Here is a 22499-nt window from a genome sequence, read left to right on the forward strand (position 1 = left end):
CGCACTCGCGGGCGCTAGCGGAGCTTCGCCATGGCAGGATCAGCGAAACGGAATGGGCTTGCTCTTGGCTGGCGCGCTTTTTGGAAGCCGTGAATTGAAGAATTCAGCCAATGCCCGCTGGGTGTCGGGATGCAGCCGCCATGCGGTCCAGCCCAGGCCGATACTGCGCAGGTACACGGTGACGTGCGCGTCTTCCAGCGGGTACTGGATGGCGAGCGTGGGGTTGTCCTGCGACATCACCGGGACCCCGCTCCCATTGCCGTCCTGGGGAGCCGGGGTGACTTCAGGCGTCATCTGCGAGCGCAACATGGCCAACTCACGAATCAGATTTTCGATCTCTGGCGCTGTGAGCGTTTTGTTGATTGCCAGGGTGGCCTGCGTGCGGTCGTCGCTCAGTTGCATGGGGCTTTTCCTTCTTTCGCGGGTAGTTGTGAAGGCTCCATTGTGCTGCCTTCGGTCTGCATCCCGCCGAAGGGGCGCAAACATGGGACGCAAGCCTCTGGCCAAACCCGTTTCGGGCGCGCCGCCGCGTGGCTACAATACGGCTGCTGATGAAACTCTGGCGCGGCAGCTGCCAACCCGGTGTTTTCACAGGCCTCACTGAAATACCGTTGTCCATCAACGGCTTACAGAAGGCGGGTGTAGTTCAATGGTAGAACGGCAGCTTCCCAAGCTTCATACGAGGGTTCGATTCCCTTCACCCGCTCCAGCCCCCTTCGGCTGATCATCTCCCCCCGTCCTTGCCTTTGCTGTTGTTTTGACCGCGCATGCTGCACGGATGACGGCATGGGCGCGCGCCCATCCAGTAGGGCATGTCAAGCCATTTGCTGACGCCACGCGGCCGCCACCCACGCCACCATTCTGGAACGACCTCCTTTGGAGGGGCACTATCGTGTGAGGAAATGAATGGCTTCCAAAGACAAGGACTCAGCACAGAAACCCGCCGCCAGCAAGAAGCCAAGCACGGCGCAGGAAGGCAAGGACGCCAAGGCACAACGCGAGCTGGGCATCGTCGGGCCACATGGCGACATGCGGCTGGCCTCGGTCATCATCGAAGGCTATAGCCTCGAGTTGAGCGACGGCGAAGGCTATGTGGGGGATGTCGCCAGCCGCTCGGCCTTTCGCCACATGCTCGATGCCTGGCGCAAGCTGTATGCATCCATGGAGGGCAAGGACCCTATGGGCACCAAGCCCACGCGCGAACTCAGCAAACATAAGCTGGATGCGTTGCTGGAGAAAGACGGCGTGGCCGCCCAAGCCATCGAAGCCGCGTCGGAAGACTACGCGATGCAGCTGGCGCATGTGGTGCAGCGATTTCTGAAACACAAGACCTGGCGCGGCGTGGAGCGCATCATCATCGGCGGGGGCTTTCACCAGAGCGAGGTGGGTGGCCGCGCCATCGATTGCACCCGCAAGATCCTCAAGGCCGAAAAGGTGCCCGTGGAGCTGCGCACGCTGCGCCACCATGCGGACGAGGGCGGCCTGATTGGCTGGGTGCACCTGGCGCCCCCCGAGCTGCTGCAAAGCTACGACGCCATCCTGGCGGTGGACATTGGCGGCACCAATGTGCGCTGCGGCATCGTGCAAACCCATTTGCACCGCGCCCCCGATCTTTCGCTGGCCGAGGTGGTGCGCCGCGAGAAATGGGCCCATGCCAACGACGAACCCCGGCGCGACGAACTGGTCGAGGGCATCGCCACGCTGCTCGAAGGCCTGATCGCGTACGCCGAGAAAAAGAAGATCCGCCTGGCGCCCTACATCGGCGTTGCCTGCCCGGGGCTCATCGTGGAAGACGGCTCGCTGGCCGGTGGCACGCAGAACCTGCCGGGCAACTGGGAGAGCACCCGCTTTCACCTTCCGCGCGACCTGTGCGAGCGGCTACCGCACATTGGCGATGGCCGCACCCAGGTGTGCCTGCACAACGATGCCGTGGTGCAGGGCCTGTCTGAAATGCCCTTCATGCAGGACGTGGAGCGCTGGGCGGTGCTGACGGTGGGCACGGGGCTGGGCAACGCGAGCTACACCAACCGTCAGCCGCCAGAATTTGAATGATTTTGGCTTCTGGCGCTTATTGGTAAAGCGCTAGCAGCTATAAAATAAATAGCATTTTGTGGGGCTGCTTATTTCTGAATGTCCCCCAGGCACAGGTACTTGATCTCCACGTAGTCGTCCATGCCGTAGTGCGAGCCTTCGCGGCCCAGGCCCGACTGCTTGACGCCGCCAAAGGGCACGTGCTCGGTGGCCAGAATACCCACGTTGGCACCCACCATGCCGTATTCCAGCGCCTCGGTCACGCGGAAGATGCGGCCCACGTCGCGGCTGTAGAAGTAGCTGGCCAGGCCAAACTCGGTGTTGTTGGCCGCGTCGATGGCTTCCTGCTCGGTCTTGAACTTGAAGACCGGGGCAAAGGGGCCAAAGGTTTCCTCGCGCGCGCAGAGCATGTCGGCCGTGGCGTTGGCGACCACCGTGGGCTCGAAGAACTGGCCGGAGCCCAGGCTGGTGAGGCGCTGGCCGCCGGCCACCACCTGGCCGCCCTTGGCCAGCGCGTCGTCCACGTGGCGCTGCACCTTGGTCAGTGCCGCTTCCTCGATCAGCGGGCCCTGGTTCACCCCAGCTTCAAAACCGTTGCCCACCTTGGCTGTCTTGACCTTGGCGGCGAACTTGGTCACGAACTCGTCGTACACGCCTTCCTGCACATAAAAGCGGTTGGTGCACACGCAGGTCTGGCCCGCGTTGCGGTACTTGCTGGCAAAGGCGCCTTCCACGGCGCTGTCGATGTCGGCGTCGTCAAACACCAGGAAGGGCGCGTTGCCGCCCAGTTCCAGCGACATCTTCTTGACGGTGGGGGCGGACTGCGCCATCAGGATGCGGCCCACTTCGGTGGAGCCCGTGAAGCTGATGTGGCGCACCACATCGCTCGCGCACAGCACTTTGCCGATGGCAATCGAGTTGTCGCTGTCGGCGGGCAGGATGTTGAACACGCCCGCCGGGATGCCTGCGCGGATGGCCAGCTCGGCAGCAGCCAGGGCGGTGAGTGGTGTCAGCTCAGCCGGTTTGATGACCACGGGGCAGCCCGCAGCCAACGCGGGCGCGACCTTGCGCGTGATCATCGCCAGCGGGAAGTTCCACGGTGTGATGGCCGCGCACACGCCGATGGGTTGCTTCAAGACCAGCAGGCGGCGGCTGTTGTCAAACTGAGGCAGGGTCTCGCCGTTGATGCGCTTGGCTTCTTCGGCAAACCATTCCACAAAACTCGCGCCGTAGGCGACTTCGCCCTTGGCTTCGGCCAGGGGCTTGCCTTGTTCGGCGGTCATGATGCGGCCCAGGTCGTCCTGGTTGGCCATCAGCAGGTCGTACCACTTGCGCAGGATGATGCTGCGCTCCTTGGCCGTCTTGGTCTTCCAGGGGCCCCAGGCGGCGTTGGCGGCGGCGATCGCGGCCTCGGCGTCGGCCGGGCCCAGGTTGGCCACATCGGCCAGCTTGAGGCCCGTGGCCGGGTCGTTCACATCAAAGCGGCTGCTACCTGCCACCCACTGGCCGTTGATGAGGCCGTCGGTCTTGAGCAAGGTGGGGTCGTTCAGCAGGGCGAGGGGGGAGGTCTTCATGTCCATGGGATGGTCCTTGAGAAAGGGGGCTAAACGTGGGCAGATCGAGGTTCACGCACGAAGCGGCAGCGGTCATTGTCAGCCGCCTGGGCGACGGCCGCATGTCGCCGATGTGAACTTCCGGGCGGCAAGGGGCATATCAGGCACGGCGACCGCGCAGCCACTCCAGCGCCAGCAGCAAGCTGGTGGTGAACAGGATGAGCAACGTGGCCACCGCGGCGATGGTGGGCGAGATGTTCTCGCGGATGCCGTTGAACATCTGGCGCGGCAGTGTGGACTGGTCGGCACCGGCCAGGAAGAGGGTGACCACCACTTCATCAAACGACGTGGCAAACGCAAACAGCGCGCCGGAGATCACGCCCGGTGCAATCACAGGCAGCGTGACGCGAAAGAAAGTGTTGAACGGCGTCTCACCCAGGCTCAGCGAGGCGCGCACGAGGTTGTGGTTGAAGCCTGCCAGAGTCGCCAGCACGGTGGTCAGCACAAAAGGTGCGCCCAGGGCGGCGTGCACGATGATGAGCCCGAAGTAGCTGTCGGCCAGGCCCAGCGGCGCAAAGTACAGGTAGGTGGCTACGCCCACCACAATGATCGGGACCACCATGGGCGCAATCAGGATGCTCATGAGCAAGCCCTTGAATCGGAAGTCAGCGCGCGACAGCCCCACCGCCGCCAGTGTGCCCAGGGCCGTGGCGATCAACGTGGCCGCAGGTGCCACGATGAAGCTGTTGCGCGTGGCGCGGGCCCACTCGGCGGATTCGAACAGGTTGCGGTACCACTTGAGCGACCAGCCGTGAATGGGGTAGGCCAGGAATGAACTCTCGGAGAACGACAGTGGCACCATCACCAGGATGGGGGCCAGCAGAAACACCAGTACGGCCACGCACAGGGCGCGCACCGCCCACCAGCCGAGCTTGTCGGCCAACGTGGCGTACAGGGGGAATTGGGGCAGAAGATGACGCATGGTGAGTGTCTTTTGAAGTGGTTAGCCCAGACTCAATTCGGCTTTGCCAAACCGGCGGTACACGCTGTACAGCACCAGCGTGGCGACCAGCAGCAGGGCGCCCAGCGCGCAGGCCATGCCCCAGTTCACTTCGACGTTGGTGTAGCGGGCGATGTAGTAGCTCAGCATCTGGTCGTCGGCCCCGCCCAGCAGCGCGGGGGTGACGTAGTAGCCGATGGCCAGAATGAAAACCAGCAGCGCCCCGGCACCAATGCCCGGGTAGGTTTGGGGCACATACACCCGAAAGAACGCGGCGATGGGCGAGCTGCCCAGCGACACCGCAGCGCGCAGGTAGGTGGGTGGCACGCTTTTCATCACGCTGTACAGCGGCAGGACCATGAAGGGCAGCAGGATGTGCACCATGGCAATCACCACGCCCGTGCGGTTGAACAGCAGTGGCAAAGGCTCGGCAATGGCGCCCAGGCCCATCAACCCCCGGTTGACCAGCCCCTCGGACTGCAGCAGCACGATCCATGCGGCCACGCGCACCAGGATCGACGTCCAGAACGGCACAAGGACCAGAATCATCAGCACATTGGCCTGGCGTGCGGGCAGCGAGGCCAGCCACCAGGCCAGCGGGTAGCCCAGCAGCAGGCACAGCACCGTAACCACAAAGCTGATGTGAAAGGTGCGCAGCAGGATGCCGCCAAACGCGCGCTGCTCCTCGGGCATGCGTTCGACCTGGCCCAGCGCATCGCGCTGCAGGTCCACCGAGGCGAGCAGGTAGTCGGGCGTCCAGCGCGCCCCGTTTTTGGCAATGGCACGCCAGAAAGGCGCTTCGCCCCAGCGTGCATCCTTGTCGATCAGCTGGTCGCGGATGGACTCGGGCGTGCCCTGCAGGGGCAGGGCGCGGAAAGCGCCCATCACCATCGAACGTGCTCCAGGCACTTCCGAGTTCAGCCGGCGCGCCAGGGCGCCTGCATCAGAGCTGTCGGGCAGGCGGGCCAGGTCTTTGATCAGCGCGGCATAGGCAGCGGGGTTTGGTGCCTCGTGGCGGTCCCAGCCATGCAAGGCCTCGATGGTGGCGGGCAGCGTGTTGGCGACCTCGGGGTTCTCCACGCCGCGCTGCAGCAGCGCGGCAATGGGGACCAGCAGCGTGAGCAGCAAGAACACCAGCAAGGGCAGGGTCAGGGCAAAGGCCCGCCATTTGCGCCGCGCTTCGGCACGCGACAGCGCCTTGCGCAGTGCGCCGGGTGCGTGGGCGTCCAGCGCAAGCGCGGCGGGGGCGATGGCAGAAGAGGCTTGCATGGTGTCTTGCGCTCCGAGGGTGCGGTTTTCTGACTTATTGGGTGGCCCAGGCGGCGAAGCGTTTCTCCAGCGCCTCGCCCTGGTCGGCCCAGAAGCTCACGCCGAACTGGATGGCTTCCTTGGCGTTGCTCGCCGAGGTAGGCAGGTCGTCCAGCACCTTCTTGTCCAGCTTGGCGAGGGCCGTGGTGTTGGCCGGGCCATAGGCGATGTTCTGCGCGTAGGCGGCCTGGTTGGCGGTCTGCATGGTGTAGGCGATGAACTTCACAGCCGCGTCCTTGTTCGGTGTGCCCTTGGGGATGGCCCAGTAGTCCAGGTCATAGATGCCGCCGGGCCAGTAGATCTTGAGATTGCGGCCTTCGCGGTTGGCCGCGTCGATGCGGCCGTTGAACACGGTGGTCAGCACCACGTCGCCCGCCACCAGGAACTGCGGCGCCTGGGCACCTGCTTCCCACCATTGAATGTTGGGCTTGAGTTCGGTCAGCTTCTTGAAGGCGCGGTCTGCACCGTCTTTGGTGGCGAGCACCTTGTACACATCGGCGGGCTTCACGCCATCGGCCATCAGCGCGAATTCGAGGTTGTAGCGCGCACCCTTGCGCATGCCGCGCTTGCCAGGGATCTTCTTGGTGTCCCAGAAGTCAGCCCAGCTCGTGGGGGCAGTCTTGAGCTTGTCGCCGTTGTAGGCCATGACGGTGGACCACACGAAGATGCCCACGGCGCAGTCGGACACCGCAGCGGGAAGCAGGTCGGACTTGCTCACGATCTTGCTGTAATCGAGTTTTTCATACAGGCCCTCGTCGCAGCCGCGTGCGGCGTCTGGCGACTCCAGCTCCACCACGTCCCAGGTCACCTTCTTGGCCTCGACCATGGCCTTGACCTTGGCCTGCTCGCCGTTGTATTCCACGGCCACGATCTTGTTGCCCAGCTTTTCATAGGGCTCGTAGAACGCCTTTTTCTGCGCGTTGGCGTTGGCGCCACCAAAGTTCACGACGGTCAGTTGCTGCTGCGCAAAGCTGGGAAGTGCCAGGCAGGCGGCCAGGGAGGCGCAGGCGATAAGGCTCTTTTTCATGGTGCAGTTTTTCCTTAGGGTTGTGGAGGAACAGGGGACGGGAAAAGGGTGTGGCTGTGCCGGTGGTCAGACCGCGTAAATGCGCGTGGAGACCGGGGGGAACTCCAGCAGCACGGCATCACCCGGTTGTGGATGGGGGTTGCTAGCGGCCGAAGCCAGCGCCACCTTCACCGTGGCGGGCTCTTGGCCATGGCCCAGGTCGCACATCAGGCGCAGGTGGTCGCCGTAGTAGATGGCGCGCGCCACCGTGGCGGGAATGGCCGAGGTTTTGGGGTACTCGGAATGCGCATGCAGCACGATGCGTTCGGGCCGAACACAGGCGTGCACGGCAGAGCCCAGTGCGGCCTGGTTCACGTTCACTCCTGGCAACAGGTAGCCGCCTGGCAGCTGGATGGCGGTGTCGGCGCCCGCGCCTTGCAGGGTGCCCGAAAGCACCGTGTTGTCGCCCACAAAGCCGGCCACGAATCGGTTGGATGGCGCTTCGTACAGGGTTTCCACATCCGCGAGTTGCTGAATGACCCCTTCGTTGAACACCGCCACGCGGTCGCTCATGGTCAGGGCCTCGCCCTGGTCATGGGTCACGTAGACAAAGGTCACGCCCAGCTGGCGGTGCAGTTCTTTCAGCTCGATCTGCATATGCTCGCGCAGCTGCTTGTCCAGCGCGCCCAGGGGCTCGTCCATCAGCACCAGCTGGGGGTTGAACACCAGGGCGCGGGCCAGCGCCACGCGCTGCTGCTGGCCGCCCGACAGGCGCGTGGGCAGGCGGTCGGCCATGCCGGTCAGGCGAACCATGTCCAGCGCCTTCTTCACACGCTCGGCCTGTTCGGCCTTGGGCACCTTGCGCACGGTGAGCGGGTAAGCCACGTTCTGACCCACGGTGAGGTGGGGGAACAGCGCGTAGTTCTGGAACACCATGCCAAAGTTGCGCTTGTGGGGCGGCGTGCCGGTGATCTGCTTGCCATCGAGCAGGATGTCGCCCGCAGTAGGGGACTCAAACCCCGCCAGCATCATCAGTGTGGTGGTCTTGCCCGAGCCCGAGGGCCCGAGGAGGCTCAGGAATTCACCGCGCTGGATGTCCAGGTCTAGCGAGCGCACCACCAGTTGTTCACCGTCGTACGTCTTTTGCACACCGCTGAAGCGGACCAGGGGCTCTGCTGATGGGTTCATGGTTGGGGGCACCTTGTAAGCAGAATGAAGGTCGGGTCGCATGTCAGCCCAGCGCGGCAAAGCTGTCGGCCAGGATGGCCAGGCCCTCTTCGAGCAGCTCGTTGGAGGCGGTCAGCGGCACCAGGATGCGGATCACGTTGCCATACGTTCCGCACGACAGCAGGATGAGCCCGCGCTTGGCGGCTTCGGCGACGACTTTCTTGTTCAGTGCGGCGTCGGGGCGGTGGACATCACCGTCTTCGAACAGCTCGATCGCCACCATGGCACCCAGGCCGCGCACATCGCCGATGGCGGGGACTGTGGCGGCCATTTCTTTCAGTGCCCTGACCAGCAGCGCACCCATGTCCTGGCTGCGGGCCAGCAGGTTTTCCTTTTCAAACGCATCGATCACCGCCAGCGCTGCGGCACAGGCCACGGGGCTGCCCGCATAGGTGCCACCCAGGCCACCGGCTGCAGGGGCGTCGATGACGTCGGCGCGGCCCACCACGCCAGACAGGGGGAAGCCGCCTGCCAGTGATTTGGCAGTGGTGATGAGGTCGGGCGCCACGGGCCATTGCTCGCATGCAAACCAAGTGCCGGTGCGGCCAGCGCCGGTCTGCACTTCGTCGGCGATCAGCAGGATGCCGTAGCGGTCTGCCAGGGCCTTGAGGCCGGTGACGAATTCGGGTGGCGCCACGTAGAAGCCGCCTTCGCCCTGCACGGGCTCAAGGATGAAGGCTGCCACACGCTCGGGCTCGATGTCGTTCTTGAAGATCAGCTCCACTGAATGCAGGGCCTGCTCCACGCTGACGCCATGCAGCGCGTTGGGGAACAGGGCGTGGTACATCTCGCCAGGGAAGGGGCCGAACCCGATCTTGTAAGGCGCGACCTTGCCGGTAAGGCCCAGCGTGAGGTTGGTGCGGCCGTGGTAGCCGCCCGTGAAGGCGATCACGCCGGGGCGTTTGGTGTAGGCGCGGGCGATCTTGATGGCGTTTTCCACAGCCTCGGCGCCCGTGGTGAGCAGCAGGCTCTTCTTGGCAAACGCGCCGGGGGCCAGGGTGTTCAGGCGCTCGCACACTTCCACGTAGGGCTCGTACGCCACCACCTGGAAGCAGGTGTGGGTGTACAGTTCCAGCTGGGCTTTGACTGCAGCGATCACTCCGGCGTGCAGGTGGCCGGTGTTGAGCACGGCGATGCCACCGGCAAAGTCGATGAAGCGGCGGCCCTCCACATCCCACAGCTCGGCGTTAAGCGCCTTCTGGACGAAGAGTTCATGGGCCTGACCCACGCCCCGGGCCACAGCGGCATGGCGGCGGGTGAGGAGGGCGGCGTTGGTGAAGTGGCGGTCTTGCTGCATGGCGGTGGGCGGGTGGGTTGAACACGAAATGAAGGAATGGGCGAATTCTGGAATTCGCGCCACGGCCCGTCCATGTACACCGGCATGCTGTTTTGCGCGCACTGTGCAGGTCCTCCATCCTGTACAGGCAATCCCTGATTTGGTGTGCGCCAACACGGTGCACAATGCAGCCCCTTTTGCGTAGCCGTAGTGCAATCCCCCACGCTGATCTGCAGGAAAACCGGGCACTCGGGGGATTGAAGGGGTTTGTATCGGGATGCAGCGGCGGGCCGCTTGCCATCTTCCAAAACGGTGCGTAAGAACCTGTTCAAAATCTTTTCAGGGACCGCATTGGAGTGCCATCGTGATGGACGTGGAAGCTTCGGATGCGCCGCATGGGCTCATGCCCATGCAAGCAGCTGAGCCGTCCAATCGCCCGATTTCACTCCAACCCTGCGGGCAAGTGCCTTGCCGGGCGGTCTGCGGCGTTGCGGCGCTTGCTGATAGCCAAGCTATCAACTGCGCACCGCGCCTTGCATCCCATCCCGGCAAGGTACTTGTGCGACCCTGAAAAGATCTTGAACAGGTTCAAAGAACAAAAAAGGCCTCGCAGCGTGCTGCGAGGCCTCTGCTGGCCGAAACGAGAACGCTCTGCTACCGGGCGCACACCCCGGTCGTTGCAGCCGCCCCGGTCACCATGGTGTTGTTCGTGACCACACTGTTCGGTGCAATCACGCGCACCACCGTGCTGCCCGCGTGGGGTGTGGGGAAACATGCAATGTTGTTACGCACCACAGCGTTTCCATCGGGTACATCGCCATTCTGGAATTCGGTGTGGCCCACATTGATGGCTGTCTGGAAGGTCGTCTGCGTATTGATGATGACGTTGCCCTCAATCACGATCCCGGGTGCCGACTGCACTGCCATGCCCGTGTTGCCGGCGTTGATGAGTTTGTTGTTGCGCACCACGAAGTTGCGGAACCATTCGGCCGAGTCATACCCCTGCGTGATCGACATCTCCCAGCAGCCATCCGTCGCAGCATCCTGCTCAATCCGGTTGCCCTCAATCAGTACGCCGTCCATCTGGCCGTGGAAGGTCATGTTGCCCCCTTGGCAGATGCTATTGACCACCGAGTTGCGGATGTAGCGGTTGTTGCGCAAGGTGACGTTGGTTCCACTCAGTCCATGGCTGCCCGACAGGTAGGTGCCGTGGTTGAAGCCGCTGCCGCTGAAGTTGTTGGCCTCGATCAGGTTGCCTTCGATCACGCTGTTGCGGAACTGGCCCAGGATGCCCATGCTTCCGTTGTGATGGATGTGGTTGTTGCGGATCAGCACGTTGTTCACACCGTGGGGAGCGCGTGCCTGCGAGTGGATGGCAATCTGGAAGCCGGATATCTCCACGTTCTCAATCACGATGTCGCGGACATTGCCACTCAGCCAGAAGCCCCAGGCCGAGTTGTTGGAGCCGTGGAGTCGCAAATTGCGGAACACGTAGCCGCCGTCGTTGGAGGTGTTGGCATAGCGCCCTCCCAGCTCAAAGGGCGCGATGGCATTGTTGTTGGTGTTGAGGAGGGGGGCGGGCCCTGCGCCATACGCATCGAAGGTGAGGGGCGCGTCTGCGCGGACGTTCATGTTCTCGAACGTGGTGACACCCACTACCCAGGCACCGCCGCGCGCAAAAAGCAGTGCTGTGCCCGCAGGCAGTGTGTTGACATTGATCCCCGTGAGGTTCTGCTTGGGTGCCGCCTGCGTGCCGGGGTTGGAATTGCTCCCTGGCACGCAACCGGTGGCGGCGCCCGCCTGGCAGTCCGAGAAGTAGTACGTTACGGAGCCACCGGGCGTCGGTGCTGGCGGAGGCGCCGGTGGAGCCGGCGGTGCCGGAGGCGTTGGCGGTGGGGCGGGCGGGGCGGGCGTTGGGACGGGGCTGCTGACGTAGCACGCCTTTTTCACCTGCCGCAGGGGGTCGCCAAAGGTGGCGTTGTTGCACATCACGTTGTTGGTGAATGCGCGCGCGGCAGTCCAGGTGGTGCCAGCCCCATAGACCACCTTGGCCGTACCGGTAAAGCTGCATTGCTGCCCCTCGACGGCACACAAGGTGTAGCCCGGTGGCGGTGCTGTCAGCACGGGATCGGGCGCAGGAGCTGGCGACGGTGCGCTGGCATAACAAGCCTTTTGCACACCCCACAGGGGGTCGCCAAAGGTGGCGTTGCTGCAACTGACACCGTTGGTGAAACTGCGGGGGCTGGTCCAGGTCGTGCCTGCTCCATAGACCACGTTGGCTGCGCCGCTGAAGCTGCATTTCTGTCCCTCGACGGCGCACGGCTTGTAGCCTGCCGGTGGGGTGTGGGCCGCCTGCGCCAGTGCAGGGCCTGTGGCTGTGCCCAGGCATAGACCCAAGGCAATGGCCCATGGCCTGGGTTGAAAAATCCGTGAAGAGTTGAGTTCAGATGTTCGTTTCAGCATGGGTGTCCCTCGGTGTGTTGGGTATTGGTTTTCAAACCCGATTTGCGGTCACCGATGCCAATCGAGTTGGGGGGCAAGCCTATCGCTGGGGCATGGGTGTGTGCGCATTGCGGCGGCGGAAAAAGGGACGGGCGGTGGATGCAATCCGACAGCCGCTGCATCGGACAAAAGACTGAATACCGCCCATCGGTTGGGCACTACCGTTCACGGTCTGCGGGCCTTTTCGAGCGCGGCATCATCAACGCGCAAGACATCCCACAGCCCTGCAAATCGCTGGAGACCGCTGCCCCAGGGTAGGTGGGGCTGACGGACAATAGGGGCATCCCGGCCGGACCGGATGCGGGCTCAGCGGTGGTACCTCCAGGCACGCGTCGCTGTTGACGGGAGCACACTGTGCAGGTGTCCCGTCCTGTACAAGCAATCCCTGAGTTCGCGGGTGTTGGCCCGGTGCACAATTTGGCCCCTTTCCCTGTTCTTTTGATGCTCACTCTCAGCCCGGATCTTCAGACACCGCTGGTCAGCCAGATCGTTGATGGCCTGCGGGGTCTCATCGCTGGCCAGGTGCTCAAACCTGGTGCCAAGCTCCCCTCCATCCGCGCCTTTGCGGCAGCCCACGGCGTGAGCGTGTTCACCGTGGTCGAGGCCTACGACCGCCTGGTGGCGCAGGGCTGGCTGGTGTCGCGCGCCAATGCAGGTTTTTTTGTGAAGCGACGGGGCGATGAGGGCGCGTCGCCCGGTACTGGTGCGCCCGAGCGGCCGGTGCCCCGTTTTGATGCGCGCTGGTACCTCAAACAAATTTTTGAAAACCGCAACCTGCCCATGAAACCCGGCTGCGGCTGGTTACCTCACGACTGGCTGTTTGGCGATGCGGTCAAACGCAGCATGCGTCAGCTGTCGTCCGACGGGCCCGAGCTGGATGGCTATGGCCTGCCCCACGGCCACATGGCGCTGCGCATGGTGGTGGCCGAGTCGCTGGCCGAACACCATCTGGCGGTGGACGCCGACCAGGTGCTGCTGACCCAGGGCTCCAGCCAGGCACTGGACCTGGTGGCGCGCCGCATGGTCAAGCCTGGTGACGTGGTGCTGGTGGACGACCCGGGTTACCCCAACCTGCTGTTCATGCTGCGCTTTGCAGGAGCCCAGGTGGTGGGTGTGCCGCGCACCGCCACCGGCTACGACCTGCCGGCGCTAGAGACCCTGCTGGCCGAGCACAAACCCACGGTGTTTTTCACCCAACCGCGCCTGCAAAGCCCGACCTGCTCGGTGGCATCGGTGGCGCACCTGCACCGGCTGCTGCAACTGGCCGAGCAGCACCACTTCATGCTCGTGGAGAACGACATCTATGCCGACATGGACCCCGGTGTGCGCCCCTCGCTGGCCAGCCTGGACCAGCTCAACCGTGTGATCTACCTGGGCAGTTTCTCCAAGACGATTTCGCCCAACCTGCGCACCGGCTTTCTGGCGGCGCGGCGCGATCTGCTCGATGAGCTGGTGCAGCTCAAGATGATCTCGGGCCTGACCTCGTCAGAGATCACCGAGCGCATCACCTTTGGCGTGGTGACCGACGGGCGCTGGCGCAAGCACCTCAAGTCCCTGCGCGAGCGGCTGGCCGAGGCGCACCGCACGGTGGGGCGGCGCTTGCTGAACCTGGGGTTCGAGCTGTTTCACGAGCCCGAGGCGGGCATGTACCTGTGGGCGCGCCATCCTGATCTGCCCGACAGTGCCGAGCTGTCGAAGGAAGCCACGGGTGCGGGCATCATGCTCGGCCCCGGTCAGCTGTTTCTGGTGGAGCCGCGCCCCACGGGCTGGCTGCGGTTTAACGTGGCGTTCAGCCAGGACGAGCGCCTGTGGCGCTTTCTGGAGCAGCGCATTCTGCTGGGCCAGCAAGTGTCGGAATAGGCCTGCTGTTGCCGCTGCTGGGGTGAAAAATTTGAGCCTTTTTGGCCGCTAGCGCTTATTGGTAAAGCGCAATAAGCTATAAAAATTAGAGCAATTGCCCTTTGGAACTGAGGCTGTCCACGCGGTTGCAGGCGCTGTGTGCGTGGTGGCGCGTGCTACCGGTCAATGATGCGCCGCGCAAACCGCTCCAGATACTCCATCAACTGCTCCGCGCCGGCAATGGCCTGGGCTTCGTCGCCACTGGCAATGCCCTGCGCCAACTGCATGTGCGCGCGGGCGCCCTCTGACACCTCGCCTTCGTGCTGGTAGGCGTACCAGAAGCGGCGGCACTGCACGATGAGCGGTTGCACGCATTTGACGGCCGAGTGGTTCTGGCTGGCCTGATGGGTGACGAGGTCCAGTTCATGGTCGGCCAGCATGTAGTCGTCGAGGTGGCCGCGCGCTGCGGCCTGCACCATGTTTTCCGCACAGCGCACGATGGCCTGGCGCTGCGGCGCTGTGGCGCGGCGTGCGGCGTTGGAGGCCAGCAGGCGCTCCAGCACGCGGCGGGTCTGGATCACGTCCAGGTGGTCGGCCAGGTCGATGTGCGACACCAGCAGCCCGCGCCGGGGCTGCTGCACGATGAGCCCGATGGACACCATGCGCAGCAGCGCCTCGCGTACCGGTGTGCGGCCCAGGCCCGTGCTCTCGGCGATCTCGGCTTCCACCACGGGGCTGCCGGGCTGCAGCTGCAGCGTGGAGATCATGGTCTCGATGGCGTCGTAGGCCACGTCCGCCGCGCGCCGCTTGGGCGCGGGGTCTTGCTGGGGGGAGGGGCGGCGGAGTGTCATCGGGCGTGAAGGACGTTGCGGGAGGCCGCATCTTATGGGATGCGGCCCCGGTGACCCTTGCGGACCGTCAGAGGCTTGCGCCCGCCTTGCGCAGCTCGGCAATCTGCGGCGCCTTGGGCAGCCACAGCTTGTCGAACTCCTGGATGATGCCGTCGGGGTTGAACGACGATGCCGTCTTGAAGGCGATGGACGTGCCCTTGAACTTCTCGATCAGCCCGGCCTCGGTGGTCACGATGTCATTGATCTGCGCATCCAGCGACTGGGCCACCAGCTTGCGGATGATGTCCTTGTCCTTGGCATCCAGCCCCTGCCAGATACGGCCGGACACCAGCGGCGCGAACGGCATGAACAGGGCGTTCATCTGCAGCAGGGTCTTGGCTACCTTGTCGAAGCGCTGGTTCCACGAGAACTCGATGTCCGCCTCCAGCCCGTCGACCTGGCCGTTGCTCATGGCATCAAACACCTGCGGCGTGGGGATGGGTGTGGGCGCGGCGCCGAGCATTTGGTAGAAGTCGCGGTACACCGGCGTGGGGTTGATGCGCAGCTTCATGCCCTTGATGTCGGTGGGCACGGCGATGTCCTTGGTGGAGAACACGGCACGCATGCCGGTGATGCCCCAGCCCAGGCCGATGGTGCCAGTCTCGCGCGGCAGCACTTCGAGCAGTTTGGTGGCAGATGGGTGTTTGACGAGTTTGGCCACGGCAGGCGTGGAGCGCACCAGGTACGGAGCATTGATCGCCGCGATGCTGGACACGCGCGAGCCGAGCTCGGCCGCCTGGATCCAGCCCATGTCGAGCGCGCCGGACTGCAGCTGCTGCATCATCGCCGCTTCGTTGCCCAGCTGGCCCGAGTGGAAGACCGTGACGCTCAGTCGGCCATCAGTTTCCTTCTTGAGTGCCTCGCCAAACTGCAGCGCGGCGCGGTTCCAGGAGTGGCCCGCAGGCGTGATCAGCCCCAGGCGAAACTCCTTGGTATCGGCTGCACGTACCAGCGCTGGAAAGCCCAGCCCCGTGACGGTGGCAGCGGCCACGGCGTGGCGCTGGATGAAATGGCGGCGGGTGACAGTGTGGGCGGGCGTGGTCGTCATGGTGAACTCCGTGTGAAAGAACCTTGGGAGGGGGACGGGGGATCTGTTGCTCGACGGGCTACTTGAGCAAACCGAGCGACAGGCTGGGGAACAGCGACAACATCACCAGCGCCACGCAGCTGATGATGAAAAACGGCAGCGTGACGATGAACATCTTTCCGGGCTTGGCCCCGGTGACGGCCGACGCGACAAAGAAGCTCAGGCCCACGGGCGGAGTCATCAGCCCCAGCACCAGGTTGACGACGATCACCACACCAAAGTGGCGCGGGTCAATGTGATAGACCTCGGTGGCAATCGGCAGCAGGATGGGCGCGGTCATGATGAGGCCGGGGATGCCGTCGATCACCGTGCCGATGACCAGCAGGATCACGTTGGTGAGCAGCAAAAAGGTGACCGGATCGTGCGCCACGGTCTGCACCCAGGCGGCCACCATCTGCGGCACCTTGCCGTAGATCAGCAGCCACGAGAACACGGCAGCTGCCGCCACCAGAAACAGCACGATGGCCGAGTAAATGGCTGAGCGCAGCAGGATGGCGGGCATCGCGTTGAAGCGGAACTCCTTGGTCACGTACCGACCCACCAGCGCCGATACCAGCGCACCCACGGCGGCAGATTCGGTCGGGTTGGCCAGGCCACTGAGGATGGAGCCCACGATGATGATGGGGATCAGCAGCGTGGGGCTGGCCTGCACCACGGTGCGCGCGCGCTGGGCCAGCGTGCGCTTTTCGCTGCGCGGGTAGTTGTAGACAAAGCCCATGAGCGCGATCACGACAAAGAACAGCACGGTGAGCAGCACGCCGGGCAGGATGCCTGCAATCAGCATGTCGCCCACGGCCACCTGGGCCAGCACGCTGTAGACCACAAACATCACCGAGGGCGGAATGATGGGCCCCAGCATGCCGCCATACACCGTGAGGCCGGCTGCAAAGGTCTTGTCGTAGCCCTGCTTTTCCATCTCGGGCACCATCACCTGCGACATGATGGCCACCTGCGCCGTGGCGGAGCCGATGATGGACGACACCAGCATGTTGGCCAGGATGTTCACGTAGGCCAGCCCGCCTTTGACCGAGCCAACAAAGGCCATGGCCAGGTCTACCAGCCGCCGCGTGATGCCGCCGCTGTTCATGATCTCGCCGATCAGGATGAACAGCGGAATCGCGATGAGGCCATAGCTGTCCACCCCGCCGAACATCTGCATGGGGAACGACTGGAACAGCACCGGGCTTCCGATGCTGACGATGTAGACCATGCCTGCCAGACACAGGCAGACCCCGATGGGCACACCCACCAGCAACGCGGCAAGGAAAAACAGGGTGGTGATCATGGTGGGGTCCTGGTGTAGAGGTCAGTCAGTTCACGGCGTCGGCGCTGACCACGTCGAAACCTGAGTGCGTCACACGCTCTGCGGCGCCCATGTCTTCGAGCAGGTTGGCCAGTGCATGCACGCTGAAGGTGGCCGAGAAGATCGGCAGGATGAGTTGCAGCACCCAGGTGGGCCAATTCAGCGTCTGGGTGCGCTCGGTATAGATGAAGTTGAAGCTCTCGGCGGCGAACTCCTTGGCGTCAAAGCCGTAGCGCGCAATACCGATGGGGTCCATCCACACCCAGCACAACACCAGCATGGCCAGGCCAAACAGCAGCACGCCGGACGTGGCCACCACCTTGAATGCCTTGGCGCCCCGCGCGCCGAGGTGGTCGGTCAGCATGGTCACGGCAAAGTCCATGCGCAGCCGCGTCATGACCGAGGCGCCCACAAAGGTCAGCCAGACCACCGTGTAGACAGCCGCCTCGTCCACCCAGTAGATGGGCATGCCGGTGTAGCGCGTGACCACGTTGAGCAGGATCAGCAGCACCAGCAACGTCATGAGGGCGGTGAGCAGATGCCGCTCCATGCGCAGAACCTGCGTGGACAGCGCCAGCACCCAGCGGACGGGAGCGCGCGGCGCCGGAGATTGCGGGGCGGGTGGACTGTTGGGTGTGGGCATGATGGGGTTCCTGGGGAGGAGGGCGCGGCGATGAAAGAAAAGCCTTGTGCTTTTTAATATCTAACAAATATATTTAAAAGCAAGATGGATGCCTGCCGGGTGCGGGTAAGCCCTGAAAGGAGGGACGGGGGAAAACGGCTGCGCGCGCGTCAGCCCGAGGGAGCTGCGGGCTCGCGCTGAGCGCTGGTGGTGGGCGCGGGCGTGCAGGCGGCCAGCGTGCCAATGCGTGTGGGCGCCAGCAGATGCCGTGGGGCGGCAGGCGTCCAGCCAAACAGGTGCTGTGCGGCAGCGCCGCAAATGCGGCCCTGGCAAGCGCCCATGCCGCAGCGGGTGTGGAGCTTGGCATCGATCCAGCCGTCGCGATCGGCCAGTGCAGCGTAGGGCACGTCTTCGCAGCGGCACACCAGGGTGCCGGGCTGCGCCAGGGTTTTGAGTGCTTCGTTCAGTGGAAAAGAAGCCTGCAACGCCTGCGCAAAGCCCTCCCAGCGTGCCAGCTGCGGGCGCAGCGCTTGGGCCTGTTGCACCTGTCCCGCTGCCACATGTCCTGCCATGGCGCCCTGAACCAGTGCACGTTCGCTGCCGCCAAAGCCGGTGGCTTCACCCGCGGCGAATACACCGGGCACGCTGGTGCGCATGTGGGCATCGACAGCCAGGCCCTGGCCACCGCTCAACGGCCCGCCCAGTGCGCAGCCCAGCATCTGCCCCAGGTAGGTGTTGGGCACCAGCCCGAACCCGCAGGCCACGCGGTCGCAGGCCATGGTTTCTTCGGCGTGTTGGCCTTTGCGCAGCCTCACTGTTTGCACCTGCGTGGTGCCTTGGACTTCCAGCACATGGCTGCTGGCGCGCAACTGCGGGTGAAGCAGCGTGAGGGCTTGCAACGCCTTGGCAGGCCAGCGCGGCAGTTGCGCTGCAAAGCCAGCGAGCGCGCTCCACGGCGCCTGCTCCGCCACGCGCACCACGGTGGCACCCGCTTTGTTGGCGGTGGCGGCAGCGGCCAGCAGCAGAGGGCCTGTGCCTGCAATGACGATGCGCTGGCCGCGCACGTCAAGCCCTGCCTTGATGAGGGCCTGCAAGGCGCCTGCACCCGTCACACCGGGCAACGTCCAGCCCGGAAAGGGCAGCAGCAGCTCGCGGGCTCCGGTGCACAGCACGATGCGGTGGCTGTGCTGGGTCCAGCCCCGGTCTGCGTCTTCCAGCAGCAGGGCCGGGGCCTTGTCGCCGGGTTGCGGGTCACCCAGGCCCACCACGCGGGTGCCAGGCAGCAGGCGGATGTTGGTGTGCCGGGCCAGCGCCGCGCGGTGCTGTTGCGCCAGGGCGGGCAAGACCACCTGGGGGCCATCGCGCCAGATTTGCCCGCCGGGCTGCGGGTTGTCGTCCACGATGGTGATCGCTGCCCCGCTGGGTGCGGCAGCGAGGGCAGCCGCCAAACCTGCAGGGCCTGCGCCAATGATGAGGATGTCGCAGCGCTCGTGCGCCGAGTGTTGCTCGGTCATGGGTGGGGTCACGGGCTGGTTCATGGCGTGGCGCTCCCGGGTGCTGTGCCGACATCGGTGTGAATCGACATGCCCTCGGTGCAGACCGTCTGGCACGCCAGGCGCGTGCGGCCGTGGATGCGGACCCTGCATTCGTGGCACACCCCCATGCCACACAGCGGTGCCCGCGCCGCGCCGGTGACCGAGGTGCGTGTGGTGCCGGGTGTTTGCTGCGCCAGCGCGGCGGCGACGCTGGTCCCTGGGGGCACCTGCAGGGGGTTGCCATTCACCACGATGTGCACCAGGGCGGGTGTTCTGGATGCGGTCATGGTGTGCTCAGGCCCGCAAAGCGGGCAGGTGCAAAGGGCGTGGGGTCGATCGCCGGGGTGCCCCCTGCGATCTGGGCCGCCAGCAACTGCGCGGTGGCCGGGGCGGTGGTCACCCCCAGTCCTTCATGTCCCACGGCCAGCCACAGGTGCGGGTGTTCGGGGTGCGCGCCAATCAGCGGCAGGCTGTCGGGTGTGGCGGCGCGAAAACCGGTCCAGGTGCGAATGGCGTTGAGGTCGGCCAGGCCCGGCAGATAGTCGAGTGCCCGTTGCAGCATGCGCGCCATCACGGCGTTGTTGACGGCGGGGTCGGTGGTGTCGAACTCGCGCGACGAGCCGATCAGCAACTGCCCCGTGGGCCGGGGCTGCACGTTGAAGGCCACCGAGGTACCGTCGCTGTGGTGCGCGCTGGTGATGTAGCCCAGCTCCACCAGCTGGTGGTGCACGGTGCCCGGGTAGCGGTCGGTGATGACGAGGTGGCCCTTTTTGGGGCGCAGCGGCAGGCCGGGGCACAGCTGCGGGGCGTGGATGCCGCTGGCCAGCACAATGGCGCCTGCGCTGCGCTGGCTTCCATCGCGCAGGGTGACGGTGTGGCCGTCGATCTGCATCGCTTCAGCCTGCTCCAACACAAGGTGTCCGTGGGCTGCGGCCTGCTCCAGCAGCCACTGGGCGGCACGCGGTGCATAGACCACGCTGTCGCCATTCACCTTGAGCGCGCCGGCCAGACCGGGGCGCAGCGCGGGTTCTGCGCGGGCGAGGGCTGCGGCATCCAGCATCTCGCAAGCTACGCCTTGTGCTTGCAAGGTGGAACGCTTGGCGTGCGCGGCCTGCAGCTCTTCCTCGTTGGCAGCCAGCCAGAGCGTTCCGCAGGCCGTGAAGGCGCAGCCGGCATCCATCTGCGGTGCCCAGGCGTGCCAGAGGTCGAGCGACGATTTGCTCAGCGCCAGCTCAGCCGGGTTGTCATCCATCACCACCAGATGGCCCATGCCTGCCGCCGTGGCACCGCCCAGGCGCGCATCGATGATTCGCACCGACAGGCCCGCCCGCGCCAGCGCATGGGCACAGGCCGCACCGACGATGCCAGCGCCGATCACAAGGACGTCGGTGGTTTGCATGGGGCCTGCGCTGTGGGAGAAGGCGGTTTACAGCCGGATGCCCCAGCCGAATGGGTCTGCATCTTCGATCAGCAGGGTCGCTTCCGCGCTCATGTAGGCGCGGCCACGCAGGGTTGGGATGAGCTTGCCATCGTCCTGTAGCGTGTAGCTGGCCTCGAACTGGCTGCCGATGATGCTGGCCTGGCGCCACACCTGGCTCGGCTGCAGCTTGCCATCGGCGGCGAGGCAGGCAATCTTGGCGCTGGTGCCGGTGCCGCAGGGCGAGCGGTCATAGGCCTTGCCGGGACACAGCACATAGTTACGGCTGTCGGCCTGGTCGTCGTCGGCAAACAACTCGATGTGGTCAATCTCACCGCCGTTGTCGCCCCGAATGCCCTGGTCTTTGAGGGCTTGCTGCACGGCGCAGCTGTAGGCCATCAACGCCTCCAGGTTGTCGCTGGCTACACGCTGGCCGTGGTCGGAGATCAGGAAGAACCAGTTGCCGCCCCAGGCCACATCGCCCACCACGCGGCCATGGCCGGGCACATCCACCGCCAGCTGGTGGTGCAGTCGGTAGGCGGGCACGTTGCGCACGCTGACCGAACCATCAGCGTGCAGGGTGGTGGTGACGGTGCCCACCGGGGTTTCGATGCGGTGCTCGCCAGGGGTGATGCGGCCCAGGTAGGCGAGCGATGCGATCAGCCCGATGGTGCCGTGGCCACACATGCCCAGGTAACCGCTGTTGTTGAAGAAAATCACGCCCGCTGCGTTGGCCGGGTCTTGCGGCGCGCAGAGCAGCGCCCCCACCACCACGTCGCTGCCACGCGGCTCCAGCACGGTGGCGGCCCGCCAGGCATCGTGGCGCTCGGCCAGCAGCGCACGCCGCTCGGCCATGGTGCCGGTGCCCAGGTCGGGAAAACCGTCGATGACAAGCCGGGTCGGCTCGCCGCCCGTGTGGGAGTCGATCACGTGGATACGTTGCATGGTGCTGTGGTGCTGGTGTAGGGCGCTCAGTGTCTCAGGCGACAGACTGGTATTTTGTAGGGCGCGTGGCCAGGGCCTTGCGCACCACACTCTCCACAAACGCACGTTCTTCGCCCACCAGGGGCAGGCGGGGGCGGCGCATGTGTTCGGTGCCAACACCCACCAGCGCATCGATGAGCTTGAGGTTCTGCACGAGCTTGTTGGACACATCCAGGTGCAGCATGGGCGTCATCCACTGGTAGAGCGGCAGCGCCTCGGCAAATTTGCCCGCTTTCATCAGGTCGTACAGCGCCACGGTTTCGCGCGGGAAGGCGCAGCCCACGCCGGCCAGCAGGCCGTCGCAGCCCAGGGCCAGGCCTTCGTAAGCCAGGTCGTCCACGCCCAGGAAGAGCTGGTAGCGGTCGCCCACGGTGTTGCGCAGGTCGGTGATGCGGCGGATGTCGCCGGTGCTTTCCTTGATGGCGGCGATCCACTCGCAGTCGGCCAGCTCCACCATGTGCTCGGGTTTTAGGTCCACGCGGTAGGCCACAGGGTTGTTGTAGACCATCAGGGGGCGCTGGGCGGCGCCCGCCATGGCGCGCACATTGGCCATGGCCTCGCGGGCATCGGCCACGTAGATCACCGAGGGCATGACCATGTAGCCGGCCACGCCGAGCTTGTTGCCGCCGTCGATGTACCGCAGGGCTTCGCGGGTGCTGGTCTCGGACACGTTGGCGAGCACGGGCACGCGGCCATCGGCGGCTTCGAGGGCGATCTTGGCAACGTGGAGCTTTTCTTCGAGCGTGAGGGTACTGGCCTCGCCGAGAGAACCGCAGGTGACCAGCCCGTGGATGCCGTTGCGGATCTGGAAGTCGATGTGACGGGCTGTGCCCTCGGCGTCGATGGACTCGTCGGCGTGGAACTTGGTGGTGATGGCAGGGAAGATGCCTTGCCAGCGGGGTTGTGGGTTCACGAGGGG

General features: G+C 65.0%; 19 protein-coding genes and 1 tRNA gene. 3 read left to right on the forward strand and 17 right to left on the reverse strand.

The annotated features are described in order from the left end of the window. Positions 1–39: 39 nt before the first annotated feature. The gene (locus AC2YJX_RS00050; protein ID WP_121506543.1) at positions 40–402 is read right to left on the reverse strand and encodes a hypothetical protein; all 363 of its coding nucleotides are present in this window, start codon (positions 400–402) and stop codon (positions 40–42) included. Between the two features lie 233 nt (positions 403–635). On the opposite strand from AC2YJX_RS00050, the gene AC2YJX_RS00055 reads away from it, so the two are divergent. Beyond that, positions 636–709: transfer RNA gene (locus AC2YJX_RS00055), tRNA-Gly, on the forward strand. Between the two features lie 197 nt (positions 710–906). Beyond that, the gene (locus AC2YJX_RS00060) at positions 907–2052 is read left to right on the forward strand and encodes an ROK family protein (protein WP_487254878.1); all 1146 of its coding nucleotides are present in this window, start codon (positions 907–909) and stop codon (positions 2050–2052) included. A gap of 68 nt (positions 2053–2120) precedes the next feature. Here AC2YJX_RS00060 and AC2YJX_RS00065 read toward each other — a convergent pair whose 3' ends face one another. The 7 genes from AC2YJX_RS00065 to AC2YJX_RS00095 form a co-directional block, all read right to left on the reverse strand. Further along, a complete protein-coding gene (locus tag AC2YJX_RS00065) occupies positions 2121–3611 on the reverse strand; it encodes an NAD-dependent succinate-semialdehyde dehydrogenase (RefSeq protein WP_055398084.1) in 1491 nt (496 codons plus the stop codon). Positions 3612–3744: 133 nt separating this feature from the next. Next, positions 3745–4566, reverse strand: a complete 822-nt coding sequence (locus AC2YJX_RS00070) for an ABC transporter permease (RefSeq protein WP_121419982.1) — start codon at positions 4564–4566, stop codon at positions 3745–3747. 21 nt (positions 4567–4587) lie between these two features. Continuing rightward, the gene (locus AC2YJX_RS00075) at positions 4588–5853 is read right to left on the reverse strand and encodes an ABC transporter permease (protein WP_487254879.1); all 1266 of its coding nucleotides are present in this window, start codon (positions 5851–5853) and stop codon (positions 4588–4590) included. 34 nt (positions 5854–5887) lie between these two features. Continuing rightward, a complete protein-coding gene (locus AC2YJX_RS00080) occupies positions 5888–6919 on the reverse strand; it encodes an ABC transporter substrate-binding protein (RefSeq protein ID WP_010458579.1) in 1032 nt (343 codons plus the stop codon). Between the two features lie 66 nt (positions 6920–6985). Beyond that, entirely contained in the window at positions 6986–8086 is a 1101-nt protein-coding gene (locus AC2YJX_RS00085; protein ID WP_487254880.1) for an ABC transporter ATP-binding protein, read from the reverse strand. A gap of 43 nt (positions 8087–8129) precedes the next feature. Continuing rightward, positions 8130–9422 (reverse strand): 4-aminobutyrate--2-oxoglutarate transaminase, encoded by a 1293-nt coding sequence (gene gabT, locus AC2YJX_RS00090; protein WP_487254881.1) that lies wholly within the window; start codon positions 9420–9422, stop codon positions 8130–8132. A gap of 633 nt (positions 9423–10055) precedes the next feature. Continuing rightward, complete coding sequence (locus AC2YJX_RS00095; RefSeq protein WP_487254882.1) at positions 10056–11864, reverse strand: right-handed parallel beta-helix repeat-containing protein; 1809 nt, start codon at positions 11862–11864, stop codon at positions 10056–10058. A gap of 480 nt (positions 11865–12344) precedes the next feature. On the opposite strand from AC2YJX_RS00095, the gene AC2YJX_RS00100 reads away from it, so the two are divergent. Further along, the gene (locus AC2YJX_RS00100) at positions 12345–13763 is read left to right on the forward strand and encodes an aminotransferase-like domain-containing protein (RefSeq protein WP_218300990.1); all 1419 of its coding nucleotides are present in this window, start codon (positions 12345–12347) and stop codon (positions 13761–13763) included. Positions 13764–13918: 155 nt separating this feature from the next. On the opposite strand, the gene AC2YJX_RS00105 is transcribed toward AC2YJX_RS00100, so the two are convergent. From AC2YJX_RS00105 to AC2YJX_RS00145, 9 genes are all read right to left on the reverse strand, one after another. Further along, on the reverse strand, positions 13919–14593 hold the full coding sequence (locus AC2YJX_RS00105; RefSeq protein WP_055398092.1) for a GntR family transcriptional regulator: 675 nt from the start codon (positions 14591–14593) through the stop codon (positions 13919–13921). A 67-nt stretch (positions 14594–14660) separates the two neighbouring features. After that, positions 14661–15680 carry a TRAP transporter substrate-binding protein gene (locus AC2YJX_RS00110; protein WP_487254883.1) on the reverse strand — a complete coding sequence of 340 codons (1020 nt, stop codon included), beginning with the start codon at positions 15678–15680 and terminating at the stop codon, positions 14661–14663. A gap of 58 nt (positions 15681–15738) precedes the next feature. Beyond that, positions 15739–17004: a TRAP transporter large permease gene (locus tag AC2YJX_RS00115; RefSeq protein WP_121419988.1), complete on the reverse strand. Its 1266-nt coding sequence runs from the start codon at positions 17002–17004 to the stop codon at positions 15739–15741. 25 nt (positions 17005–17029) lie between these two features. Continuing rightward, a complete protein-coding gene (locus AC2YJX_RS00120) occupies positions 17030–17665 on the reverse strand; it encodes a TRAP transporter small permease (protein ID WP_487254884.1) in 636 nt (211 codons plus the stop codon). A 149-nt stretch (positions 17666–17814) separates the two neighbouring features. Continuing rightward, complete coding sequence (locus tag AC2YJX_RS00125) at positions 17815–19182, reverse strand: FAD-dependent oxidoreductase (RefSeq protein ID WP_487254885.1); 1368 nt, start codon at positions 19180–19182, stop codon at positions 17815–17817. Then, positions 19179–19439 carry a 2Fe-2S iron-sulfur cluster-binding protein gene (locus AC2YJX_RS00130; RefSeq protein ID WP_304505252.1) on the reverse strand — a complete coding sequence of 87 codons (261 nt, stop codon included), beginning with the start codon at positions 19437–19439 and terminating at the stop codon, positions 19179–19181. Before AC2YJX_RS00130 ends, AC2YJX_RS00125 begins: the two co-directional genes overlap by 4 nt. Before the next feature lie 23 nt (positions 19440–19462). Next, on the reverse strand, positions 19463–20578 hold the full coding sequence (locus AC2YJX_RS00135) for an NAD(P)/FAD-dependent oxidoreductase (protein ID WP_487254886.1): 1116 nt from the start codon (positions 20576–20578) through the stop codon (positions 19463–19465). Between the two features lie 27 nt (positions 20579–20605). Further along, positions 20606–21541 (reverse strand): 4-hydroxyproline epimerase, encoded by a 936-nt coding sequence (locus AC2YJX_RS00140; protein WP_487254887.1) that lies wholly within the window; start codon positions 21539–21541, stop codon positions 20606–20608. Positions 21542–21575: 34 nt separating this feature from the next. After that, positions 21576–22493 (reverse strand): dihydrodipicolinate synthase family protein, encoded by a 918-nt coding sequence (locus AC2YJX_RS00145; protein ID WP_487254888.1) that lies wholly within the window; start codon positions 22491–22493, stop codon positions 21576–21578. Positions 22494–22499 lie beyond the last annotated feature (6 nt).

Source organism: Acidovorax sp. SRI_002, assembly GCF_057586455.1.

What these genes read in the sequence shown, in the direction of transcription:
- AC2YJX_RS00115 (WP_121419988.1), bottom strand. Translation starts at nt 17,004, where the DNA reads ATGATCACCACCCTGTTTTTCCTTGCCGCGTTGCTGGTGGGTGTGCCC.
- AC2YJX_RS00100 (WP_218300990.1), top strand. Translation starts at nt 12,345, where the DNA reads ATGCTCACTCTCAGCCCGGATCTTCAGACACCGCTGGTCAGCCAGATC.
- AC2YJX_RS00070 (WP_121419982.1), bottom strand. Translation starts at nt 4,566, where the DNA reads ATGCGTCATCTTCTGCCCCAATTCCCCCTGTACGCCACGTTGGCCGAC.
- AC2YJX_RS00075 (WP_487254879.1), bottom strand. Translation starts at nt 5,853, where the DNA reads ATGCAAGCCTCTTCTGCCATCGCCCCCGCCGCGCTTGCGCTGGACGCC.
- AC2YJX_RS00060 (WP_487254878.1), top strand. Translation starts at nt 907, where the DNA reads ATGGCTTCCAAAGACAAGGACTCAGCACAGAAACCCGCCGCCAGCAAG.
- AC2YJX_RS00065 (WP_055398084.1), bottom strand. Translation starts at nt 3,611, where the DNA reads ATGGACATGAAGACCTCCCCCCTCGCCCTGCTGAACGACCCCACCTTG.
- AC2YJX_RS00085 (WP_487254880.1), bottom strand. Translation starts at nt 8,086, where the DNA reads ATGAACCCATCAGCAGAGCCCCTGGTCCGCTTCAGCGGTGTGCAAAAG.
- gabT (WP_487254881.1), bottom strand. Translation starts at nt 9,422, where the DNA reads ATGCAGCAAGACCGCCACTTCACCAACGCCGCCCTCCTCACCCGCCGC.
- AC2YJX_RS00110 (WP_487254883.1), bottom strand. Translation starts at nt 15,680, where the DNA reads ATGACGACCACGCCCGCCCACACTGTCACCCGCCGCCATTTCATCCAG.
- AC2YJX_RS00140 (WP_487254887.1), bottom strand. Translation starts at nt 21,541, where the DNA reads ATGCAACGTATCCACGTGATCGACTCCCACACGGGCGGCGAGCCGACC.
- AC2YJX_RS00080 (WP_010458579.1), bottom strand. Translation starts at nt 6,919, where the DNA reads ATGAAAAAGAGCCTTATCGCCTGCGCCTCCCTGGCCGCCTGCCTGGCA.
- AC2YJX_RS00095 (WP_487254882.1), bottom strand. Translation starts at nt 11,864, where the DNA reads ATGCTGAAACGAACATCTGAACTCAACTCTTCACGGATTTTTCAACCC.
- AC2YJX_RS00105 (WP_055398092.1), bottom strand. Translation starts at nt 14,593, where the DNA reads ATGACACTCCGCCGCCCCTCCCCCCAGCAAGACCCCGCGCCCAAGCGG.
- AC2YJX_RS00135 (WP_487254886.1), bottom strand. Translation starts at nt 20,578, where the DNA reads ATGCAAACCACCGACGTCCTTGTGATCGGCGCTGGCATCGTCGGTGCG.
- AC2YJX_RS00125 (WP_487254885.1), bottom strand. Translation starts at nt 19,182, where the DNA reads ATGAACCAGCCCGTGACCCCACCCATGACCGAGCAACACTCGGCGCAC.
- AC2YJX_RS00050 (WP_121506543.1), bottom strand. Translation starts at nt 402, where the DNA reads ATGCAACTGAGCGACGACCGCACGCAGGCCACCCTGGCAATCAACAAA.
- AC2YJX_RS00120 (WP_487254884.1), bottom strand. Translation starts at nt 17,665, where the DNA reads ATGCCCACACCCAACAGTCCACCCGCCCCGCAATCTCCGGCGCCGCGC.